At 59.1% G+C, this 21089-nt stretch carries 16 protein-coding genes; 5 read left to right on the forward strand and 11 right to left on the reverse strand.

What is annotated here, in order from left to right; translation table 11 throughout:
* Positions 1–255 precede the first annotated feature (255 nt).
* Positions 256–2949 carry an aconitate hydratase AcnA gene (acnA, locus tag ACSV9I_RS14600; protein ID WP_438329552.1) on the forward strand — a complete coding sequence of 898 codons (2694 nt, stop codon included), beginning with the start codon at positions 256–258 and terminating at the stop codon, positions 2947–2949.
* A 191-nt stretch (positions 2950–3140) separates the two neighbouring features.
* Complete coding sequence (locus ACSV9I_RS14605; RefSeq protein ID WP_438329553.1) at positions 3141–3911, forward strand: DUF1223 domain-containing protein; 771 nt, start codon at positions 3141–3143, stop codon at positions 3909–3911.
* 286 nt (positions 3912–4197) lie between these two features.
* Here the strand turns inward: ACSV9I_RS14605 and ACSV9I_RS14610 are convergent, their stop codons facing one another.
* From ACSV9I_RS14610 to chvE, 10 genes are all read right to left on the reverse strand, one after another.
* Complete coding sequence (locus ACSV9I_RS14610) at positions 4198–6375, reverse strand: TonB-dependent siderophore receptor (RefSeq protein ID WP_438329554.1); 2178 nt, start codon at positions 6373–6375, stop codon at positions 4198–4200.
* 181 nt (positions 6376–6556) lie between these two features.
* Positions 6557–7189: a 2-dehydro-3-deoxy-6-phosphogalactonate aldolase gene (locus tag ACSV9I_RS14615; protein WP_438329557.1), complete on the reverse strand. Its 633-nt coding sequence runs from the start codon at positions 7187–7189 to the stop codon at positions 6557–6559.
* Positions 7190–7193: 4 nt separating this feature from the next.
* Positions 7194–8123, reverse strand: a complete 930-nt coding sequence (locus ACSV9I_RS14620; protein ID WP_438329559.1) for a 2-dehydro-3-deoxygalactonokinase — start codon at positions 8121–8123, stop codon at positions 7194–7196.
* Between the two features lie 10 nt (positions 8124–8133).
* Complete coding sequence (locus ACSV9I_RS14625) at positions 8134–9648, reverse strand: aldehyde dehydrogenase (NADP(+)) (protein ID WP_438329561.1); 1515 nt, start codon at positions 9646–9648, stop codon at positions 8134–8136.
* A 21-nt stretch (positions 9649–9669) separates the two neighbouring features.
* Positions 9670–10599, reverse strand: a complete 930-nt coding sequence (locus ACSV9I_RS14630; RefSeq protein ID WP_438329562.1) for a Gfo/Idh/MocA family protein — start codon at positions 10597–10599, stop codon at positions 9670–9672.
* Between the two features lie 11 nt (positions 10600–10610).
* Positions 10611–12356 (reverse strand): L-arabinonate dehydratase, encoded by a 1746-nt coding sequence (araD, locus tag ACSV9I_RS14635; protein WP_054159187.1) that lies wholly within the window; start codon positions 12354–12356, stop codon positions 10611–10613.
* A 50-nt stretch (positions 12357–12406) separates the two neighbouring features.
* The gene (araD1, locus tag ACSV9I_RS14640; protein ID WP_438329564.1) at positions 12407–13372 is read right to left on the reverse strand and encodes an AraD1 family protein; all 966 of its coding nucleotides are present in this window, start codon (positions 13370–13372) and stop codon (positions 12407–12409) included.
* Between the two features lie 9 nt (positions 13373–13381).
* On the reverse strand, positions 13382–14593 hold the full coding sequence (gene mmsB / locus ACSV9I_RS14645) for a multiple monosaccharide ABC transporter permease (protein ID WP_054159189.1): 1212 nt from the start codon (positions 14591–14593) through the stop codon (positions 13382–13384).
* Entirely contained in the window at positions 14593–16128 is a 1536-nt protein-coding gene (gene mmsA / locus ACSV9I_RS14650) for a multiple monosaccharide ABC transporter ATP-binding protein (RefSeq protein ID WP_438329565.1), read from the reverse strand. The genes mmsB and mmsA overlap by 1 nt, the downstream gene beginning before the upstream one ends.
* A 117-nt stretch (positions 16129–16245) precedes the next feature.
* Positions 16246–17316, reverse strand: coding sequence for a multiple monosaccharide ABC transporter substrate-binding protein (gene chvE / locus ACSV9I_RS14655; RefSeq protein WP_054159190.1), 1071 nt, complete (start codon positions 17314–17316; stop codon positions 16246–16248).
* Here chvE and ACSV9I_RS14660 point away from each other — a divergent pair.
* Together ACSV9I_RS14660 and ACSV9I_RS14665 are read left to right on the forward strand one after the other, a co-directional pair.
* Entirely contained in the window at positions 17315–18430 is a 1116-nt protein-coding gene (locus ACSV9I_RS14660) for a LysR family transcriptional regulator (protein ID WP_438329568.1), read from the forward strand. The two genes, chvE and ACSV9I_RS14660, sit on opposite strands and share 2 nt — an antisense overlap.
* 103 nt (positions 18431–18533) lie before the next feature.
* The gene (locus ACSV9I_RS14665; protein WP_054159192.1) at positions 18534–18932 is read left to right on the forward strand and encodes a DUF2794 domain-containing protein; all 399 of its coding nucleotides are present in this window, start codon (positions 18534–18536) and stop codon (positions 18930–18932) included.
* A 3-nt stretch (positions 18933–18935) separates the two neighbouring features.
* On the opposite strand, the gene ACSV9I_RS14670 is transcribed toward ACSV9I_RS14665, so the two are convergent.
* Positions 18936–19487 carry a GNAT family N-acetyltransferase gene (locus tag ACSV9I_RS14670; protein ID WP_054159193.1) on the reverse strand — a complete coding sequence of 184 codons (552 nt, stop codon included), beginning with the start codon at positions 19485–19487 and terminating at the stop codon, positions 18936–18938.
* Between the two features lie 419 nt (positions 19488–19906).
* On the opposite strand from ACSV9I_RS14670, the gene ACSV9I_RS14675 reads away from it, so the two are divergent.
* A complete protein-coding gene (locus tag ACSV9I_RS14675; protein WP_054159194.1) occupies positions 19907–20941 on the forward strand; it encodes an aspartate-semialdehyde dehydrogenase in 1035 nt (344 codons plus the stop codon).
* The last annotated feature ends 148 nt before the right edge of the window (positions 20942–21089 follow it).

Genomic DNA, 21089 nt, shown 5'->3' on the forward strand with positions numbered 1-21089 from the left:
GATGAGCCCTGCCTCATAAAAATTGTCGCGTTTCGCCCTTCGTCGGTCTGGCACCTTTCTTAGAAATTATCTATAAGACCTGCAACCACGCCAGCGGCCGGCGTGAAGTTCATCCTTGTGCCGAACTTGAGGATCGCAAAGCGCGTTTTTCACGGGCGGACAGCGGAAATGGTCGTACCCGCATCCTGATGTGCATGAAGTGCATAGGCGTCCGCACGATTGTGTTGGCTATCAGAATATGCGGGGTTTCTATCCGTGGCTAAATCTCTCGACAGCTTCAATTGCCGGTCGGTCCTGACCGTCGACGGCAAAGACTATGTCTACTACAGCATCCCGAAGGCCGAAGCGAATGGCCTGGCGGGTGTATCGAAACTCCCCTACTCGATGAAGGTCCTGCTGGAGAACCTGCTCCGCAACGAGGATGGCCGTTCGGTCACCAAGAAGGACATCCAGGCCGTCGCTGAATGGCTGGTCAACAAGGGTCTGACGGAAGCCGAAATCGCCTACCGCCCGGCCCGCGTGCTGATGCAGGACTTCACCGGCGTTCCCGCCGTCGTTGACCTTGCCGCCATGCGTGATGGCATCAAGAACCTCGGCGGCGATCCGGAAAAGATCAACCCGCTTGTTCCCGTCGACCTGGTCATCGACCACTCCGTCATCGTCGACGAGTTCGGCACGCCCCAGGCATTCGCCCGCAACGTCGAGCTGGAATACCAGCGTAACGGCGAGCGCTACCGCTTCCTCAAGTGGGGCCAGCAGGCGTTCAAGAACTTCCGCGTCGTCCCCCCGGGCACTGGCATCTGTCACCAGGTGAACTTCGAATATCTTGGCCAGACCGTCTGGACCAAGGACGAAGACGGCGAAACCATCGCCTATCCCGACACCTGCGTCGGCACGGACAGCCACACGACGATGATCAACGGCCTCGGCGTTCTCGGCTGGGGTGTTGGCGGCATCGAAGCCGAAGCGGCCATGCTCGGTCAGCCGGTTTCCATGCTTCTGCCTGAAGTCATCGGCTTCAAGCTGACGGGCACGCTGAAGGAAGGCGTCACCGCGACCGACCTCGTGCTGACCGTCGTACAGATGCTGCGCAAGAAGGGCGTTGTCTCGAAGTTCGTCGAATTCTTTGGTCCCGGCCTCGACACGCTGCCCGTCGCAGACCGCGCAACCATCGGCAATATGGGCCCGGAATACGGCGCGACCTGCGGCTTCTTCCCGGTCGATTCGGCCACTGTCGGCTATCTCGACATGTCCGGCCGCGCCAAGGACCGCATCGCACTGGTTGAAGCCTATTCCAAGGCTCAGGGCATGTGGCGCGACAATGACGGTTCGCAGCTCGTCTTCACCGACACGCTGGAACTGGACCTCAACGACGTCGTGCCCTCCATGGCCGGCCCGAAGCGTCCGGAAGGCCGCCTGGCACTCGAGACCATCGCACCGAACTTCGCGACCGCGCTCGAAGGTGACTACAAGAAGCCCGGTCAGCTGACCAACCGCTATCCGGTTGAAGGCACCGACTACGATCTTGGCCATGGTGACGTGGCAATCGCCGCGATCACCTCCTGCACCAACACCTCCAACCCGAGCGTTCTGATCGCAGCCGGTCTTCTGGCCCGCAACGCCGTTGCCAAGGGTCTGAAGTCCAAGCCGTGGGTCAAGACCTCGCTGGCGCCTGGATCGCAGGTTGTTGGCGAATATCTGGAAAAGTCCGGCCTGCAGAAGGAGCTCGACGCACTCGGCTTCAACCTCGTCGGCTTCGGCTGCACGACCTGCATCGGCAATTCCGGTCCGCTGCCGGCGCCGATCTCGAAGACGATCAACGACAAGGGCCTGATCACCGCGGGCGTTCTGTCGGGCAACCGCAACTTCGAAGGCCGCATCTCACCGGACGTTCAGGCAAACTACCTCGCCTCGCCGCCGCTCGTCGTTGCCTATGCGCTCGCTGGCACCGTCCAGAAGGATCTGACCACCGAGCCGCTCGGCGAAGACCAGAACGGCAACCCGGTCTTCCTTAAGGACATCTGGCCCACCTCTGCCGAAGTGCAGGAGTTCATCCAGAAATACGTCACCCGCGAACTCTTCGAATCGCGCTATGCCGACGTCTTCAAGGGTGATGAAAACTGGCAGGCCGTTCAGGTTCCGGAAGGCCAGACCTATGCCTGGGACGACAAGTCGACCTATGTCCAGAACCCGCCCTACTTCGTGGGCATGGGCAAGACCGGCTCGGGCCTGAAGAACATCCAGGGCGCACGCGTCCTCGGTCTCTTCGGCGACAAGATCACCACCGACCACATTTCTCCGGCCGGCTCGATCAAGGCAGCTTCGCCTGCTGGCGCCTACCTGACGGAAAACGGCGTTGCCGTTGCTGACTTCAACCAGTACGGCACGCGCCGCGGCAACCACGAAGTCATGATGCGCGGCACCTTCGCCAACATCCGCATCCGCAACCACATGCTCGGACCGAACGGCAAGGAAGGTGGCTACACCATCCACTACCCGTCCAAGGAAGAGCTGTCGATCTACGACGCGGCCATGAAGTACAAGGAAGAGGGCACACCGCTCGTCATCTTCGCTGGTGTCGAATACGGCAACGGGTCCTCGCGTGACTGGGCTGCCAAGGGCACCAACCTGCTTGGCGTCAAGGCCGTCATCGCCCAGTCGTTCGAGCGTATCCACCGCTCGAACCTCGTCGGCATGGGCGTCGTGCCCTTCACCTTCGAGGAAGGCACCACCTGGGCTTCGCTGAACCTGAAGGGCGACGAGATCGTCACGATCGAAGGTCTGGAAGGCGAGATCAAGCCGCGCGAGAAGAAGATCGCCAAGATCACCTACTCGGACGGCACCGTGAAGGACGTACCGCTGCTTTGCCGCATCGATACGCTGGACGAGGTTACCTACATGAACAACGGCGGCATCCTGCAGACCGTTCTTCGCGACCTGGCCGCCTGATAGGGCCACGCATCAACGCAAAAGCCGCCGGATACGTCCGGCGGCTTTTGCATGTGCTGACGCAACATGAACGTGCGAGCGACGCCGGAAGTCTCACCCCATCGTGACTTTTCCGGATCAGATTATGCCGCTATCAGTTCGTCCAGATGATAGGCTTGGACCAAATCAAGAAAAGGCGTGACAGAGTTTACATGGCAATCCTGAAGGTCAAGAACAGCCCCCTGGCTCAGGCTTTCCTGATGGGTGTCGCACTCTGTCTGCCTCTCCCAGCCGCAGCAGAGGAGTTCGTTACGCCCAAGGGCGTTGTTGAACTCTTCACCTCGCAAGGCTGTCGGTCTTGTCCGCCAGCCGATCGCGCTTTCGAGACGATGGTGCGTCAGGGTGACGTGGTCGCCTTGTCCTATCATGTCGACTACTGGAATTACCTTGGCTGGGCCGACACGCTCGCGAAGTCGGAAAACACCAAGCGCCAATATGCCTATGCCAAGGCGTTCGGGCGCAGTGGGGTCTACACGCCCCAGGCCGTCGTTAACGGTATCGACCATCTCAAGGGAACGGATGCGGGCGAAATCAATAGCAGGATGGAGAAGCTGAGCGCTGGTGGTCGGGGTCTGGTGGTGCCGGTGAAAGCCAACCGGCAGAACGACCAGCTTTCCATCTCGATTGGCAAGGGAACGGGCAAGGCGGAAGTCGTGGTCGTCTACTTCCGCCAACGCCAGACAGTGGAGATGATGAAGGGCGAGAATGTCGGCCAGAAGCTCGACTACTGGCACAGCGTGACGGATCTGCAGACCGTGGGCATGTGGGACGGATCGCCTTTGGACATTACCTTGCCGGCGAAAGTCATGGGGTCTGACGACAGCGATGGCTGCGCAATTCTGCTTCAGTCCGTCGACGAAGAAGGCAACCCGGCCGCCATCATGGGCGCGACCATGCTTGTCCCAAAATCTGCTGAACTCTAGGAAATCTGCGAGAGAACTTGGAGCGGTCCGGCCCGGAAGCATTGGGGGGCTGGGGGTAAGGGGTCAATGCGCCAGACCGGACCTTTTGGCGCATCGCGCCAACCAAGTTGGTTATAACTCATCGCGAATATCACCCCTGATTTGTCCAAATTGGGGCAAGCCGGAGCTTCCCACAATCACAGCGTGACGGGCGTCACCTCCTTCTCGCCTAAGCCATTGTCGTTTCACGTGAAAAAAAGAGCCGCGGACAGAAGCCCGCGGCCCTCGTTCCGACCGTGTTACGGTCTTACCAAGTCTTGGATAGCTTGAAGGTAATCGTCCGACCTTCGCCATAGCCGCAGACGAGGGTGCCCTGGCAACCAGCCACATATTGTTTGTCGAACAGATTATTGACGTTCAGAGAGAGGCCCCAATCGTTTTTCTCATAGCGTAGGGCAGCATCCGCAAGCACGACGTCAGGCACCGTCTTGGTGTTGGGCATGTCGGCCCAGCTTTCACCCTGGTAGCGAAGACCTGCGCCGAGGCTCAACCCTTCGAAATACCCAGTCGGCACCTCATAGTCGACCCAGACCGATGCCTGCATATCCGGCGTGAGATAAGGCGTGCTGCCCAGCAGCGAACCATTCTCATCCGCCGTCACCTCAAGATCCTGGTAGGTGAAGGAGCCGAGCAGCTTCCAGCTTTCGGAGAGGTCCACCTTGCCTTCGAGTTCGAAGCCTCTCGCTTCCACTTCGCCCACCTGTGTGGAGATACCGAGCGTCGTGTTCGTCCAGTTTTGTTTTGTGATGTGGAACACGGATGCGGTGATCAGGCCGGAAAAGGAAGTCGGCTCATACTTGATCCCGGCTTCATACTGATACCCTTCTTCAGGAACGAGCGCTTCGCCAAGCGTTGTGCCGACCACCGGATTGAAGAACGTGCCCGCGCTGATGTAGGGGGTTACGCCATTGGCGAATTCGTAAGCTAGGCCTACGCGCCCCGAAATGGCGGTATCGTCCGACTGATAGCTGTCGGTGCCGAGCTGGTCATCGAGATCCGTATGAAGCCAGTCCGCTCGCCCATTGAGCGTCATCACAAAGCCTGAGCCGAATTTGAGCTGGTCCTGTGCGTAAAGCCCTACCTGACGCTGCGTCAGCACTTCATCGATCTGGACGTCGTTGGATGGCTGGATCGTACCATAGACCGGATCGGTAACGCTGATAGGCGTCGCCGACGCGGGCCAAGATGGCCATTTCTGGACATGATCGAGCTGATAGTGCTTGTAGTCCAGGCCCGCCACAATCGAGTGCTCGACCGGTCCTGTCGTCAGTTCCCCAGATAGCCGGTTGTCGAGCGAGAAGCTGTCGACCTCGGTAAGTCCTTCGAAGCCGATGCGCTGGAGCATGGGGATTGTTCCGGGTTCCTGCAGGTACCCCGTATTCGTCGCCGGATCGAAATATCCGTAGGAATAGGGGCTGTTCTCATGCCGGTTGACATGACCGTAACGCGCATTCTGCGCAAAGGTCACCCCATTTTCGAATTCATGCTCGAATTCGTAACCGAGCATGGTCTGACGGATCTTGCTGAAGTCCGTTGACGGTTCGCCATAGTCAGCGTCCGGATCAATCTTGCCGAAAGGCGCATCGACCACCGTGCCTACATAGGGGAAGAAGCCGTTGGTGCCAGTCTGCTGATCCAGATTGGAGTAGTAGCCATACACATTAAGCTTCGTCGCATCGTCAGGGCTCCAGGTCACCTCCGGAGCGACGACACCACGGAACTCGTCGCCCGCCGCCGTATCGCCGCCGTCGATCTTGCCGATGAGACGCGAGGATACGCCTTGTTGCTCAAAGACGTGGTTGACGTCAAAATTGAAGAAGGCGGTCCCGTGGTTGTTGATGCCCGTTTCGGTATAGATCCGGTTTTCATCGAGCGGACGCTTGCCAACGAGATTGACGATGCCGCCCGGATTGGCGCCGCCATAGAGGACCGATGCTGGCCCCTTCAGAACCTCGACACGCTCCAGAAAGAAGGGATCGACCTGGAAGCCGCCGAAGCCATAGCTCCAGAGGTTGAGGCCATCGAGGAACACGCCTGTCTGTGTCGCGTCAAATCCGCGGATATAGATCCAGTCGGTATCGCCATCCGCACCGAAGGGTTGGGCCATCACGCCCGGCGTATAACGCAGGATTTCGTCGACCTTGTTGGTTACGCCCCGATCCTCGATCTCCTCCCGGCCAACGACATTGACTGATTGCGGAATTTCGGTGATCGGCGTGCCCGTCTTTGAACCTGTCGTGCTCTCACCAGCCACATAGCCTTCGACCGGCCCTGTGCCATTGTTGCCGTGTCCCTCGACCACAATCGTCTGCAGTTCCGTACTCGTGTCTTGGCTTTGCCCGAGCGCGGGCGCCGATACGAGCGTCAGCGCGGCGCCTGCAAGCAAAATCCGCTTTAAAGATCGATGACGTGTGAATTCGTTCATGCGCAGTCCCCATACGGCCTTGAATGACCGTCTCTGATCCCGAGATAACGTGACTGGTTATCTCAAGTATTGAGAGACTGCTTGCCGAATCCTGCTGCGATTGGATTGTTCTTGGACAAATTTCATGTTTGAGGCGCACCACCCGCATTGGCGGGGAGCGCACCTCAATGCCGGAATGACTTCAAGCGAGGAGGGAATCGTATGCCGCTACGGATTTTACCGCGCGGTTGCCGATCGTCGCGGCATCGTCACCTGGCTTGTAGAGGTTTGAGCCCAGACCGAATGCACGTACGCCGACCTTCCAGTAGTCGGCAAAATTGGCATCCGAGACACCGCCGACGGCGCCGATCGGCAAATTTGGCGGAAGAATGGCCTTGATCGCAGAAATGCCCGAAGGACCAAGCACGCTTGCAGGGAAGAACTTCAGCGCAGCCGCACCTGACTTGGCCGCCAGCAGCGCCTCTGTCGGCGTAAACACACCCGGCATGGTCACCATGCCGTGCGACACGGCGCGACGGATCACGTCGGGCTCGACATTCGGCGTTACAAGGAGGTTGCCGCCGGCGTCGTGAAGGCGGTCGACCTGAGACACCTCCAGAACCGTACCGGCACCGATCAGGACATTGGCGGGCGCGAGCTTGCGGGCCTTCTCGATGGAAACGAACGGATCCGGCGAATTGAGCGGCACCTCGATTGCCTCGAAACCGGCCTCCACCAAGGCATCGACCGCCGCCTCGATTTCCTCCGGCTTGATGCCGCGCAGGATGGCGACGAGATTGCGGCGAAGAGCCGGCCAGGCGACGGATGCGGTCATACGTTCAGTCCTTGAATTCGTGGTCAAACAGGGAGATGGCTGAGGCCAGAAGACCGCGGCGCACAAGCAGACCGCCGTCGAGCATGATCGCCTCGCCGCCCGCCTTTTGGATGGCGCGGGCATAGAGACGGGTCAGTTTGCCGGTACCGATCAGATAGGCTTTGCCATGACGCAGAAGATCCTGGCGGATTGCGGCAATTTCGGCACCGATCAGCATGCCTGAAAGCCGAGCAGCAGGGTTGGTTTTCGTCTCTGATGTCAAAAGGCTTTCGGCACGGATGGAGAAGAGCGTCGATGTCAGGGCAAAGCCGGGTTCGAGCGCTTGTTCCACTGCGGCATCAAAAATCTCGACATCCGCTTCCGCATCGCCATCTTCCGGAACGGAGAGGCGAAGGATCGATTGCCGGCTTATAAGGTTGAAGAGCTCACCGGTCATCACGGTTGAAAAGCGGCGGACAAGCCCCCCTTCGACCAGAGCCCACTTCGAATGCGTACCGGGCAAGCAAAAGAGGGCGTTATCGAGCCCCTGCTCCAGGGCACCTGCGAGCTGGGTTTCTTCCCCGCGCATCACGTCGAAGGCGCCGCCTTCGCGCTGGCAGACACCCGGCAGAATAAAGACAGTGCGGCTGACACCTTCGGGGCGGACCGCATGCTGGAAAAGCCCGATAAGCGGCGCCGGCGTTTCGACGTAAGGCGCTTCTTTCCAACCCGTGCGGGCGCCGGCCATACCGGCGACCACGACAGGAAGGTCAGGTGAGGCACCGAGGGCCGATAGATGGCCCTCAAGCACGGCAGGATAGGCAGCCTTGTCGAGGCTGCCCATGCCTTCGGCGGACTGCCGCTCACCAATGATCTCACCCTGGCTATCAACGAGCCAGATGCGCAGATTGCTTGTGCCCCAATCAACCAGAGCGGCGAACGGCTGTCCGGTCACTGCACTCTCCTTAGGCGAGATCAACCGGCAGCAGGGCCGCCGGAATATCCTGGAAGCAGACAGGCCGCAGGAAGCGACGGATCGACAGGGTACCAACGGAAGTCGCACCAAAATTGGTGGACGCCGGATAAGGACCGCCGTGAACCATCGAATCGGCCACCTCAACCCCGGTCGGGAAGCTATTGGCCAGCACGCGGCCAGCCTTGCGCTCCAGGATCGGCATCAGGCGCTTGCCCATTGCTTCGTCGCCAGCGTCGACATGCAAGGAGACCGTCAGCTGACCCTGCAGGCTGCGGGCCATCGAGACCATTTCGTCTTCGCTGTCAGCGATGACGATGAGGCCAAGCGGTCCGAAGACTTCCTCGCCGAGCACGTGATTGTCGAGCCAGTCCTTCGCGGTGGTCTGGAAGAGATACGGCGTTGCATTGCGCAGGTCACAGGTCGAGGTCAGGACCGAACGAACACCTTCAGTGCCAGCAATCCGGGTCGCGCCATCGCGGTAAGCCTTGGCAATGCCGTCCGTCAGCATGGTCTGCGGACCAATGCCGGACAGTGCCTCGGTCGCCGTTTCGACGAACTTGTCGGCATCAGCACCCTTGAGGAGAACGACGATGCCTGGATTGGTGCAGAACTGGCCGGCGCCCATGGTAAGCGAACCGACCCAGCCCTTGGCGATGGCTTCGCCACGGGCGGCAACGGCTGCGGGCAGCATGAACATCGGATTGACCGAACCGAGTTCGCCGAAGAACGGGATTGGCTCGGGACGCTGGGCGCACATGTCGAACAGGGCACGACCACCACCGAGCGATCCGGTAAAGCCAACAGCCTTGATCAGAGGATGCTGCACCAGCGCACCACCGACGTCTCGGCTACCGCCGTGAACGAGCGAGAATACGCCGGGGTGAATGCCGCAGCGCTTGATCGCGGCATCGATGGCGGAGGCGACAATTTCGCCGGTACCAGGATGGGCGTCATGCGCCTTGACAACAACCGGGCAGCCGGCAGCCAGCGCTGCTGCCGTATCGCCACCGGCCGTCGAGAAGGCGAGCGGGAAGTTTGAGGCACCAAAAACGGCAACCGGTCCAATCGGACGCTGAACCATCTTGAGGTCCGGACGCGGAAGCGGCTTGCGATCCGGCAGGGCTTCATCATGACGTCGGTCGAGGTAATCACCCTTGCGGATGTGTGCAGCAAACAGACGCAGCTGACCTACGGTGCGGCCACGCTCACCGATCAGGCGGGCTTCCGGCAGACCGGTTTCCTGGGAGCCGATCTCGGTGATGGCATCACCACGCGCGTCGATTTCCTCAGCGATCGCATCAAGGAAGGCGGCACGCTCTTCGCGTGTCGAATAGCCATAAGTCTCAAAAGCTTCTTCGGCGGCCTTTACGGCTTGATCAACCAGGGCTGGCGTGCCCTTCGAGAAGGTATGCGAAGGGCCAGTGGCCGGCGACGAGGCAAAGGTTTCAGTGGTCGCAATCCAATTGCCGGCAATCAGGTGTTTTCCAGTCGGTGTATAAGCCATGGAGTGGGCCTCCTTAATTTCTTAATCTTCAAAGGGAGCGACAACCTTGCGCTCGCCGCAGAGGAACGAATCCGCCACGATGCGCAAAGGCTGATAGTCCGTGTCGCTCTGGCGAGCGTGGATGAGCTTGGCGAAGCGTTCGTAGATCGCGGCATATTCGCGATCCGGGCCGGATGCCTGCTCCTCACCCCCGATATAGAGTTCCGAACCGCCCTTTGAAAGGCGCAGCTCGCCGGCATTTGTCTGAACAGTGATGTCCCAGGTCTGCGGACCTTCCTGGCGCCAGTCGAACTCAGCCGTAACAGGCGCGCCTTCGACGGTGCGCATCACAAGCGATGCAGCGATGGGCTGCTTCTTGTTCTCGGGGAATTCGATGACGGATTTTTCGACCATGATATGGCCAGGAACAATCTCGGTCAGAATGGAGAGCGCATTGATGCCGGGGTCGAAGACGCCGAAGCCGCCCGGCTCCCAGATCCAGGCTTGACCGGGATGCCAGCGGCGCACGTCTTCCTTCCAGACGATCGAGATCGACTGGATAACCTTGTCGGAGAGCCATTGGCGCGCCGGCTCGACGCCGAGCGCAAAGCGCGAATGCCAGGTAGCAAACAAAGTGACGCCAGCGTCTTCCGCAAGCTTGGTCAAGGCTTCAGCTTCGCCGAGCGTTGTCGCCGGGGGCTTTTCCATCAGCACATGACGACCGGCGGCAATAGCCGCCTTTGCCATGTTGAAGCGCACTTCGGGCGGCGTGCAGAGCGACACGACCTTGATATCCGGGCGCGCGGCCAGGAATGCATCAAAATCCGTGTGGTGCTCCGCACCCTCGACCTTGCCATGACGGCTGACGCTGACGGCAACGACAAAGTCGTTACCGCCTTCGATGGACGGGATGTGCTGGTCGCGGGCAATCTTGCCGATGCCGACGAGTGCGAGCGGAATACGATCTGCCATCGTGCGGATCCTCAGTGTGCGTCCTTGCCGACCGGCGAACCGCGGCAACCCTTCAGGAAGTCGAAGTCAGCACCGGTATCGGCACCTTCGACATGATCGTGGAAGAGTTTGGCATAACCGCTTGCTGGCGGCTCGACCGAAGGACGCCAGGCGGCGAGGCGGCGCTGCATCTCTTCTTCCGAAATATCGAGATGGATACGGCGTGAATCAACGTCGAGTTCGATAAAGTCACCGTTCTGGACGATGGCAAGCGGACCGCCACGGGCAGCTTCCGGCGAGGTGTGCAGAAGCACGGTGCCGTAAGCCGTACCCGACATGCGGGCGTCGGAAATGCGGACCATGTCGGTGATGCCCTTGCGCAGCACCTTGGGCGGCAGGCCCATATTGCCGACTTCAGCCATACCCGGATAACCGCGTGGACCACAGTTTTTCAGAACCATGACGCAGGTCTCATCGATATCGAGCGCCTCATCGTTGATCTTTGCCTTGTAGTCGTCGATGTCTTCGAAAACCACGGCGCGACCGCGATGCTTCATCAAATGGGCCGAGGCGGCCGACGGCTTCAATACACAGCCCTTCGGCGCGAGATTGCCACGCAGAACGACGATACCGCCCTGCTGGGTCAGTGCCTTTTCAACCGGCAGGATGACGTCTTCGTTCCAGTTGCGAACGTCCTTGACCTCGTCCCAGATGCTTTCGCCCGAAACGGTCAGCGCGTCCTTATGCAGCTTGCCGGCTTCACCAAGGCGCTTGATGACGACGGGGAGACCGCCGGCATAGAAGAACTCTTCCATCAGATACTTGCCCGATGGCATCAAGTTGACGATGGTCGGGATGTCACGACCGAGGCGATCCCAGTCATCGAGTGTCAGGTCGATCCCAACACGGCCGGCCATGGCGAGCAGGTGAACGACGGCATTGGTCGAGCCGCCGATGGCGCCATTGACGCGAATGGCGTTTTCGAAGGCTTCCTTGGTCATGATGTCGGAAGGCTTCAGGTCGTCCTTGACCATCTGCACGATGCGACGGCCCGAAAGCTGCGCCATCACCTTGCGGCGGCTGTCGACGGCCGGGATCGCGGCATTGCCGGAGAGCGCCATACCGAGGGCTTCAACCATGGAAGCCATGGTGGACGCGGTGCCCATGGTGTTGCAGGTGCCGCTGGAGCGCGACATCGAGGCTTCCGCTTCAACGAACTCTTCCTGCGTCATCTCACCGGCCTTTACGGCTTCGGAGAACTTCCACAGATGCGTGCCGGAACCGACGCGCTCACCGCGGAAATAACCGTTGAGCATCGGACCGCCGGTGACGACGATGGACGGCAGGTCGGTCGAGGCGGCAGCCATGACCAGGGACGGCGTGGTCTTGTCGCAACCGACGAGCAGAACGGCGCCATCGATGGGCTGACCGCGCATCGCTTCTTCCACGGCAAGGGCCGCGAGGTTGCGGTACATCATCGCGGTCGGGCGGAAGGTGTTCTCCGACGCCGAGAAGACCGGGATTTCAACGGGGAAACCGCCGGCTTCCCAAACGCCTGCCTTCACCTTTTCAGCAAGTTCGCGCAGGTGACCGTTGCAGGGCGTGAGGTCGGACCAGGTGTTCAGGATACCGATAACCGGACGACCATCGAACAGGTCGTGCGGGTGGCCCTGGTTCTTCATCCAGCCGCGGTGGTAAATGGTGTCGCGGGAGGTACCGCCATACCAGTGCTGCGATCTCAATTGGCGCGGCCATTCGGCCGGTTTGAACTTGCTCATGGCTATTCGTCCTGTCTCTGTTGGGATGGGCGGGTCGGAGACCGATCCGCTCAGAGCATCTTGACCGTTACGGGTTCTGCTGCGGCACGGGCGAGCCGGTTGCGCAGCGGGAGACCGAATTGCGGCGATTGGATCTCGAAGACATCGCCTTCCTGCGTGACGAATCCGTCCGCGACGGAAAGCGTCGCTGTGCCATACATGTGCACATGGAGGTCGCCTGGCTGGCAGAACAGCGCATATTTGAAATGGTGGTATTCAAGATTGGCGATCGTGTGGGACATGTTCGCTTCGCCGGAGACAAAGGCCTTTTCCCAGGCCGTCTTGCCATCGCGGAGAATGCGCGAAACGCCTTCGACATGATCCGGAAGCGGACCAACCAGGATTTCCGGGCCGAAGGAGGCCGGACGCAGCTTCGAATGCGCCAGATAGAGATAGTTGATCTTTTCGGTCACGTGGTCGGAGAATTCGTTGGCGACCGAGAAGCCGAGGCGGTGCGCCGTGCCGTCTTCACCGATGATGTAGTAGCCAGCCATCTCCGGCTCTTCACCGCCGTCAAGCGCGAAGGACGGCGAGACGAGGTCTTCACCTGGCGCGATCGCGTTGACGCCATTGCCCTTGTAAAACCATTCCGGCTGCACGCCGAGTTCGCCCGGCTTCGGCTTGCCGCCTTCGATGCCCATGCGGAACATCTTCATGGAATCGCTCATACCGGCCGTATCGGCATGCATGCTGTCGCGTGCGGATGCTGATCCCGTATGCGTCAGGCCCGTACCGGTCAGGTACATATGGGCCGGATCGGGATGGCGGATGGGGCAGTCGAGTTTGCCGGCATCGAAAAGTGCCAGAAGATCGACGCTTTCGCCCTGCCCCTGCTTTTCGATGATGGCGGCGACGGATGCCTTGGCGGCAATAGCTGCCTTGGCGAGATCGTATGTGGAGTTAAACCCTGGGACAAGGCGCGCGGCCTCGCCCTGGCGGCAGATAATGCCGCCAGACTTCAATTGCGAGAGAAACATAGCCTATCCTCAGACTGCTTTGTTCTTGTTGTAAACGTCGAAGAAGACAGCAGCCAGAAGCACAAGGCCCTTGATCAGCTGCTGATAGTCGATGCCGATACCCATGATCGACATGCCATTGTTCATGACGCCCATGATGAAGGCGCCAATGACTGCACCGGTGATCTTGCCAACGCCGCCCGAAGCCGAAGCACCGCCGATGAAGCAGGCCGCGATGACGTCGAGTTCGAAGCCAACACCCGCCTTCGGCGTAGCCGAGTTCAGACGTGCTGCGATGATCATGCCGGCAAGGGCTGCGAGAACACCCATATTGACGAAGGTCAGGAAGATCAGCTTTTCGGTGTTGATGCCGGAAAGCTTTGCGGCCTTCTCGTTGCCGCCGAGCGCATAGATGCGACGACCGATTGTCGTGCGGGTCGTAACGAAAGCATAAAGCGCGATCAGCACACCCATCACCACCAGAACGTTCGGCAGTCCGCGATAGGTGGCCAGCTGGTAGCCGAGGAAGATGGCGACGGCGCTGATGATACCCATCTGCAGGACGAAGAAGACGAAGGGCTCATTCTCCGTGCCATGCTCATCGTTCAGGCGGCGGTTCTTCATGCCCGAATAGATCGCGAGTGCGACCAAGACGATGATGCCGATCAGAGCAACATAGTTCTTGATCAGGCTGGTCGCAGGATCGGTGAAGGACAAGAAATCCGGGATGAAACCAGTCGACAGCAGCGTGAATTCCTTCGGGAACGGACCGATCGGGCGCCCCTCAAGCACGACATAGGTCATGCCGCGGAAAACAAGCATGCCGGCCAGCGTCACGATGAAGGACGGGATCTTCTGATAGGCAACCCAATATCCCTGGGCTGCACCCATAAGTCCGCCGAGCACGAGACACAGCGGAACAACCAGCGAAAAATGCCAGCCCCATTTGACGAGCATGATCGCCGCGATGCCGCCGATAAAGGCGACGATCGAGCCGACCGAAAGATCGATATGCCCGGCCACGATGATCAGCAACATGCCGAGCGCCATGATGACGATGAAGGAGTTCTGCAGCACCAGATTGGTGATGTTGACCGGACGGAACAGAACGCCGCCAGTCAGAACCTGGAACAGAACCATGATAACGACGAGAGCAAGCAGAAGCCCGTATTCACGGATATTCTTGCGGAGGTACTCGCCCACGGAGACCTTGGGGGTTTCGGTTCTTGTGTCGATGGCCATTAGTGTTTCTCCCCAGAGCGCATGATGGCACGCATGATGGACTCTTGGCTTGCTTCTTCCTTAGACAGTTCCGCGACAATGCGTCCTTCGTTCATGACGTAGATGCGATCGCAGGTGCCGAGCAGTTCGGGCATTTCCGATGAGATCATCAGGATGCCCTTACCTTCGGCGGCAAGCTGGTTGATGATGGTGTAAATTTCAAACTTAGCGCCCACGTCGATGCCGCGTGTCGGTTCGTCGAGGATGAGCACTTCAGGATTGGTGAACAACCACTTCGACAGCACCACCTTCTGCTGGTTACCGCCCGAAAGGTTGACTGTTTCCTGATAGATCGAGTGCGAACGGATGCGGAGCATCTGACGATAGTCGGAGGCCACCTTGGCTTCCTTGCGATCGTCGATGATTCCGCTCTTGGACACACCACCGAGATTGGACAGGGTGGTATTTTCCTTGATGTTGTTCTGCAAAACCAGACCGAGATGTTTGCGGTCTTCAGTTACATAGGCAAGTCCGGCGTCGATGGCCTTCGGGATCGTCGAGACGTCGACCGGCTTGCCATGCATGCTGACATCACCGGTGATCTTATGTCCCCAGGACTTACCGAAAATACTCATCGCCGTTTCGGTACGCCCAGCGCCCATGAGGCCAGCGATACCGACAACTTCACCTGCGCGCACATTGAACGAGATGTCATGCAGGAACTGGCGGTCGCGATGGTTCTGGTGAAAGACGTTCCAGTTCTTCACGTCCAGAAGCACGTCACCGATTTTCGGCTCGCGCTTCGGATAACGGTCTTCCATGTCGCGACCGACCATGCCCTTGATGATCCGGTCTTCGCTGATGTCCTGCGTATGACAGTCCAGCGTTTCCACCGTGCCGCCATCGCGCAGGATGGTGATCTGGTCAGCAACCTTGCGGATTTCGTTCAGCTTGTGGGAAATGATGATCGAGGTCATGCCCTGCTTGCGGAATTCCATCAGCAGGGTGAGCAGCGCATCGGAATCCGTTTCATTAAGCGACGCGGTCGGCTCATCAAGGATCAGGAGACGCACCTTCTTGGACAGCGCCTTGGCGATTTCGACGAGCTGTTGCTTGCCGACGCCGATGTCTGTGATGCGGGTCGAGGGCGAGTCCTTCAAGCCCACCTTTGCCAGCAGCTCTTTCGTCCGCGCAAAGGTCTGGGGCCAGTGGATAACGCCCTTGTCGGCAATCTCATTGCCAAGGAAAATGTTTTCGGCGATCGACAGAAGCGGGACCAGCGCAAGCTCTTGATGGATGATGATGATGCCAAGCTCTTCACTATCAGAAATCGTGCTGAAGCGACGGGCTTCACCGTCATAGACGATGTCGCCGCTGTAGGTGCCGGCGGGATAGACACCGCTCAATACCTTCATCAGCGTCGACTTGCCGGCTCCGTTTTCGCCGACGAGTGCGTGGATTTCACCCTCGCGCACCTTGAAGCTGACATTGTCGAGCGCCTTCACACCCGGGAATGTCTTCGTGATGCCGCGCATCTCGAGAATGATGTTGTCCATGTGCAGAATTCCAGCGCCCATCCAGCGACCACCAGGTCGAGCCGGGGCGCAAGCTCCCTCAATGCGTATAGGAAATGGGTCCGCGATAAATCGCGGACCCGATTGCGTTGCTGAGGATCAGTTGTCGATCTGCTCGGCTGTGTAGTAGCCGGCGCCGACCAGAATGTCCTTTGCGTTGGACTTGTCGACGGCAACTGGCTTGAGCAGGTAAGACGGAACGACCTTCACACCGTTGTTGTAGGTTTTCTCGTCGTTCACTTCGGGGGTCTTGCCACCCATGATCGCGTCGACCATGGCAACAGTGACCTTAGCCAGTTCGCGGGTGTCCTTGAAGACCGTCGAAGACTGCTCGTCTGCGAGGATCGACTTGACCGACGGAAGCTCGGCGTCCTGACCGGTGACGACAGGCATTGCCATGTCGCCAGAACCGTAGCCAACGCCCTTCAGAGCCGACAGGATGCCGATCGACAGGCCGTCATACGGGGAAAGCGCGCCATGCAGCTTGTCTTCGGTGTAGGTCGAGGAAAGCAGGTTTTCCATGCGTGCCTGGGCGACAGTGCCGTCCCAACGCAGGGTACCAACCTGGTCCATACCCATCTGACCGGACTTCACGACGATTTCGCCACTGTCGATCATCGGCTGCAGAACAGACATCGCGCCATCGTAGAAGAAGAAGGCGTTGTTGTCGTCCGGCGAACCGCCGAAGAGTTCGACGTTCCATGGCTTGGTATCCGGGAACTTGGCCTTGAGGCCGTTCACAAGGCTGGTCGCCTGAAGAACACCGACCTGGAAGTTGTCGAAGGTGGCGTAGTAGTCGACATTGCCCGAGTCACGGATCAGGCGGTCATAGGCGATGACCTTGACGCCGGCGTCTGCAGCCTTCTGCAGGATGTCGGAGAGGGTCGTGCCGTCGATGGCGCCAATCACGAGAACCTTGGCACCCTTGGTGACCATGTTTTCGATCTGGGCCAGCTGGTTCGGGATATCGTCGTCAGCAAACTGCAGGTCCGGTGTATAGCCGGCTTCCTTGAACAGCTTTTCCATGGTCTCGCCATCGGAGATCCAGCGAGTCGACGTCTTTGTGGGCATCGAGATGCCGACCACACCCTTGTCCTGTGCAAAGGCCATAGGTGCGAATGATGCGATGCCGATTGCGAACGACGCAATCAGGGCGCCAAGTTTCTTCATGGTAACCTCCCTGGTCATACCGTGCGGCGCCAAGCTCCTCCTGACGACCGCTGAAACAAAGAACGAAAGGCCGACACGGCAGCCCCCAGCTCCATGCCGAGTCTTATCGTGCTCGATATACCGATCAAATGATTATTTTGACTTTCTGCATACCGTAGTTGATATATTATTTATGGCAGAAGCTCAGATAAATCGTTTGCAACCAAAACATTTCGGCCTGATCGCGTCCATTGCGGAACTCGGTCAGCTGAGTCTCGCAGCCCAGGCAATGGCGCTGACGCAACCTGCGGCCTCCAGAATGCTGGGCGAAATCGAACGCTATGTGGGCTCCCCAATCTTCATTCGCACGCCGAAGGGAATGGAACCGACCGTTGTTGGTGGCGCACTGGCGCGGCGCGCTCAGAACGTTCTCGAAGAAATGCGCGAAGCAGCCCGGGAAATCGAGGCCATCCGCCGGGGTTTTACTGGAAAGGTGCGGGTTGGTGCCGTGACCGGCGGTGCGGTCGGCTATGTTGTGCCGGCGATTAAAGTCTTGAAGGCCGACTCCACTGCTGTCGATATCCATTTGGACGTTGCGGCCAGTGGCGAACTGATCCGCGATCTCCTGTCCGGGCATTATGATTTTGTTCTGGGGCGCGTACCTCCCGGTATCGATGCACGCCAGTTCAACGTCGAGGGTGCTGCGATGGAGGAGATGGAGATTGTCGTCCATCGCACTCATCCACTGGTCAACATGGACCGGTTGAGCTTGTCCGATATGGCCCATTTCCCATGGGTGATGCAGGAACCCGGTACGCCGCTCAGGCAGGCTGTCGAAGCAAATTTTATCGAAGAAGGTTCCGCCCTTCCCAGAAACATCGTCAATACAACGTCGTTGCTGGTCATGATCGCAATGCTGGCTTCTTCGAACGCAATCGCGCCGATGTCGCGCGAGGTTTCGGACCTTCTCTGTCGTCAGACGCCGGTCGGTGATCTGTGCACGCTGAAGGTTGAGACTTCCATTGTCGTTGCGCCCTATCACCTGATCACCGTCCACGGTAAACGCCTGTCGCCTATTGCCGCACGACTGCGCGATCTTCTGCTCGCCGCCTTTGAAGAGCGAGGGCGCGGATAGGCCATGGGCGCGCTGCCACGAAACCCGCACCTCGACTTGCTTTTTGGGAAGCCTCAGGCACACTGTCATTCATCCGTCATGAAAAAGAGCTCGAGGAGCATTGATGACAGAGCTGCCTGAAGGACAGCGCCACGAAAGCGACGGCATCGACAAGGCCGCTGCGAGTGTCGTGGATCTGGGCATTTACCGCCAGGCGGCAGATCCGCTTCCCGTTACATTTCACCGCAGGGAGCTGGACGCCATCCTCTGGATCTATGGACGCATGGTTGGTGACGGCGAATGGCGTGACTATGCGATCGACCACCTGAAGGACAAGGCGGTCTTTTCCGTGTTCAAGCGGGCAGGCGAGTATCCGCTCTATCGGATTGAGAAGAACCCAAAGCTCGCTGCGAAGCAGGGTGCCTTCGCGGTCATTGCAACCGACGGCCGGATCCTCAAGCGTGGCCATGAGCTGAAGCAGGTCCTGAAGGTGTTTGACAAAGGCCTCAAGGCACTGGACTAACCATTAGCCAAGCGTTCCCGGATAGACCGTCAGATCAGGCTTGGTAGTGTTACCTTCGCCGAGCGGTCTCTGCATGAAAATTGTATCCAGCCAGAGACCATGTTTGAAGCCCGTACCATCGAGCCGACCGGCGAGGGTGAAACCGCAGGACCGGTGGACCGCCACTGAAGCATCGCTCGCACCTCCGACCACACCGACCATCTGACGGAAGCCCAATCCCTCGCATCGTTGGACGAGCGCCTGGAGAAGTGCCTTACCGACACCGAGGCCTCGCGCCTGCTCTGCGACATAAATCGAGTCCTCGACGAGCCAGCGATAGGCGGGTCTCGTGCGAAATGCGGAAGCGTAGGCGTAACCCAGCAGATTGTTGTCCCCATCCAAAGCTGCGAGATAGGGATAACCTTTTCCGGTGATCGCCGCGAAACGGGCCGTCATTTCGTCCACCCCGGGCGGCACGAGTTCGTAGCTTGCCGTACCTTCGAGTACAGCTTGCGAGTAAATGGCTGTAACAGAGGGCATATCCTCTGCTGTCAAATTCCTGATGGCCGCGACCATGAAATGCTCCGATGAGAAATGACTTCTTGTTCCATGTGACCGAAGCAGGGGCAAGTCCGGCAAATGTCATGGGGACAGGCTAAGCAAGTGGCTTGCACCACCAATCGTGTTTTCACCTCCGAGACCCCGCCAGCGGCTTGACTCGGTGCAAAAACCTTGTAATGCCTCGCCGTGAAGAGGATTTCGGACCATGCACGCTCTCGGGCATCCCATTGCGGTCTACCTTGACCTGCAGCGTCGCGCTGCCGGCGGCGCATGCCATTCTCTTGCATCCACGACCAAGGCCAAAACGACGACGAAAACCGTCTGACGTCTTCGGCCACCGCTCTCTCCCCGGCACGGCCGGGGACCAGGTAGGTTGCACCCTGTCGCAATCTTCCTCCTCACCATCCGCGGAGAGACAGAAAGAGAGCATAGACATGGGTTTCAAGATTGCAGTCGCAGGCGCCACCGGCAATGTCGGTCGCGAAATGCTGAACATCCTCTCGGAGCGCGGCTTCCCGGCGTCTGAGGTTATCGCCCTGGCATCAGCCCGGTCGCAGGGAACGGAAGTATCCTTCGGCGACAAGGTTCTGAAGGTCCAGAATCTGGAGAACTACGATTTCTCCGACACCGACATTTGCCTGATGTCTGCCGGCGGCACGATTTCACAGAAGTGGTCGCCGAAGATCGGCGCACAGGGTTGCGTCGTCATCGACAACTCGTCGGCCTGGCGCTACGACGCTGACGTTCCGCTGGTTGTTCCGGAAGTGAACCCCGATGCCGTTGCCGACTTCAAGAAGCGCAACATCATTGCCAATCCGAATTGCTCGACAGCCCAGCTCGTCGTCGCCCTCAAGCCGCTGCATGATTTTGCCAAGATCAAGCGCGTCGTCGTTTCGACCTACCAGTCCGTCTCGGGCGCCGGCAAGGAAGGCATGGACGAACTCTTCACCCAGACCCGCGCCGTCTTCGTGGCAGATCCGGTCGAGACGAAGAAGTTCACCAAGCGCATCGCCTTCAACGTGATCCCGCATATCGATAGCTTCATGGAAGATGGCTACACCAAGGAAGAGTGGAAGGTCCTGGCCGAGACAAAGAAGATGCTCGACCCCAAGATCAAGGTCACCTGCACTGCGGTGCGTGTCCCCGTCTTCATCGGCCATTCCGAATCCGTCAACATTGAATTCGAGAACGAGATCACCGCAGACCAGGCACGCGACATCCTGCGCGATGCCCCTGGTTGCCTCGTCATCGACAAGCACGAGAACGGCGGATACATCACGCCGGTGGAATGCGCTGGCGAAGATGCAACCTTCATCTCGCGCATCCGTGAAGATGCGACCGTGGAGAACGGTCTCAACATGTGGATCGTTTCGGACAACCTTCGCAAGGGTGCAGCACTGAATGCAGTTCAGATCGCTGAGCTTCTGGTCAATCGCGGCCTGATCAAGCCCCGCGCCGCTGCTGCTTGAGACAACCAAGCGCGCCCGCCCGCCCTCTGGCGGACGGGCGCTCTTGAAGCTCCGAGAGGCTGATTGTCATACAAAAGTGATGCAATGTGACACCAGTCCCTTGAAAAGCCCATTTCTTCGCGGATGACATGATGCGAAATCGCTGTCA

The organism is Rhizobium sp. G187 (assembly GCF_051549525.1).
Classification (GTDB): Bacteria; Pseudomonadota; Alphaproteobacteria; order Rhizobiales; family Rhizobiaceae; genus Allorhizobium.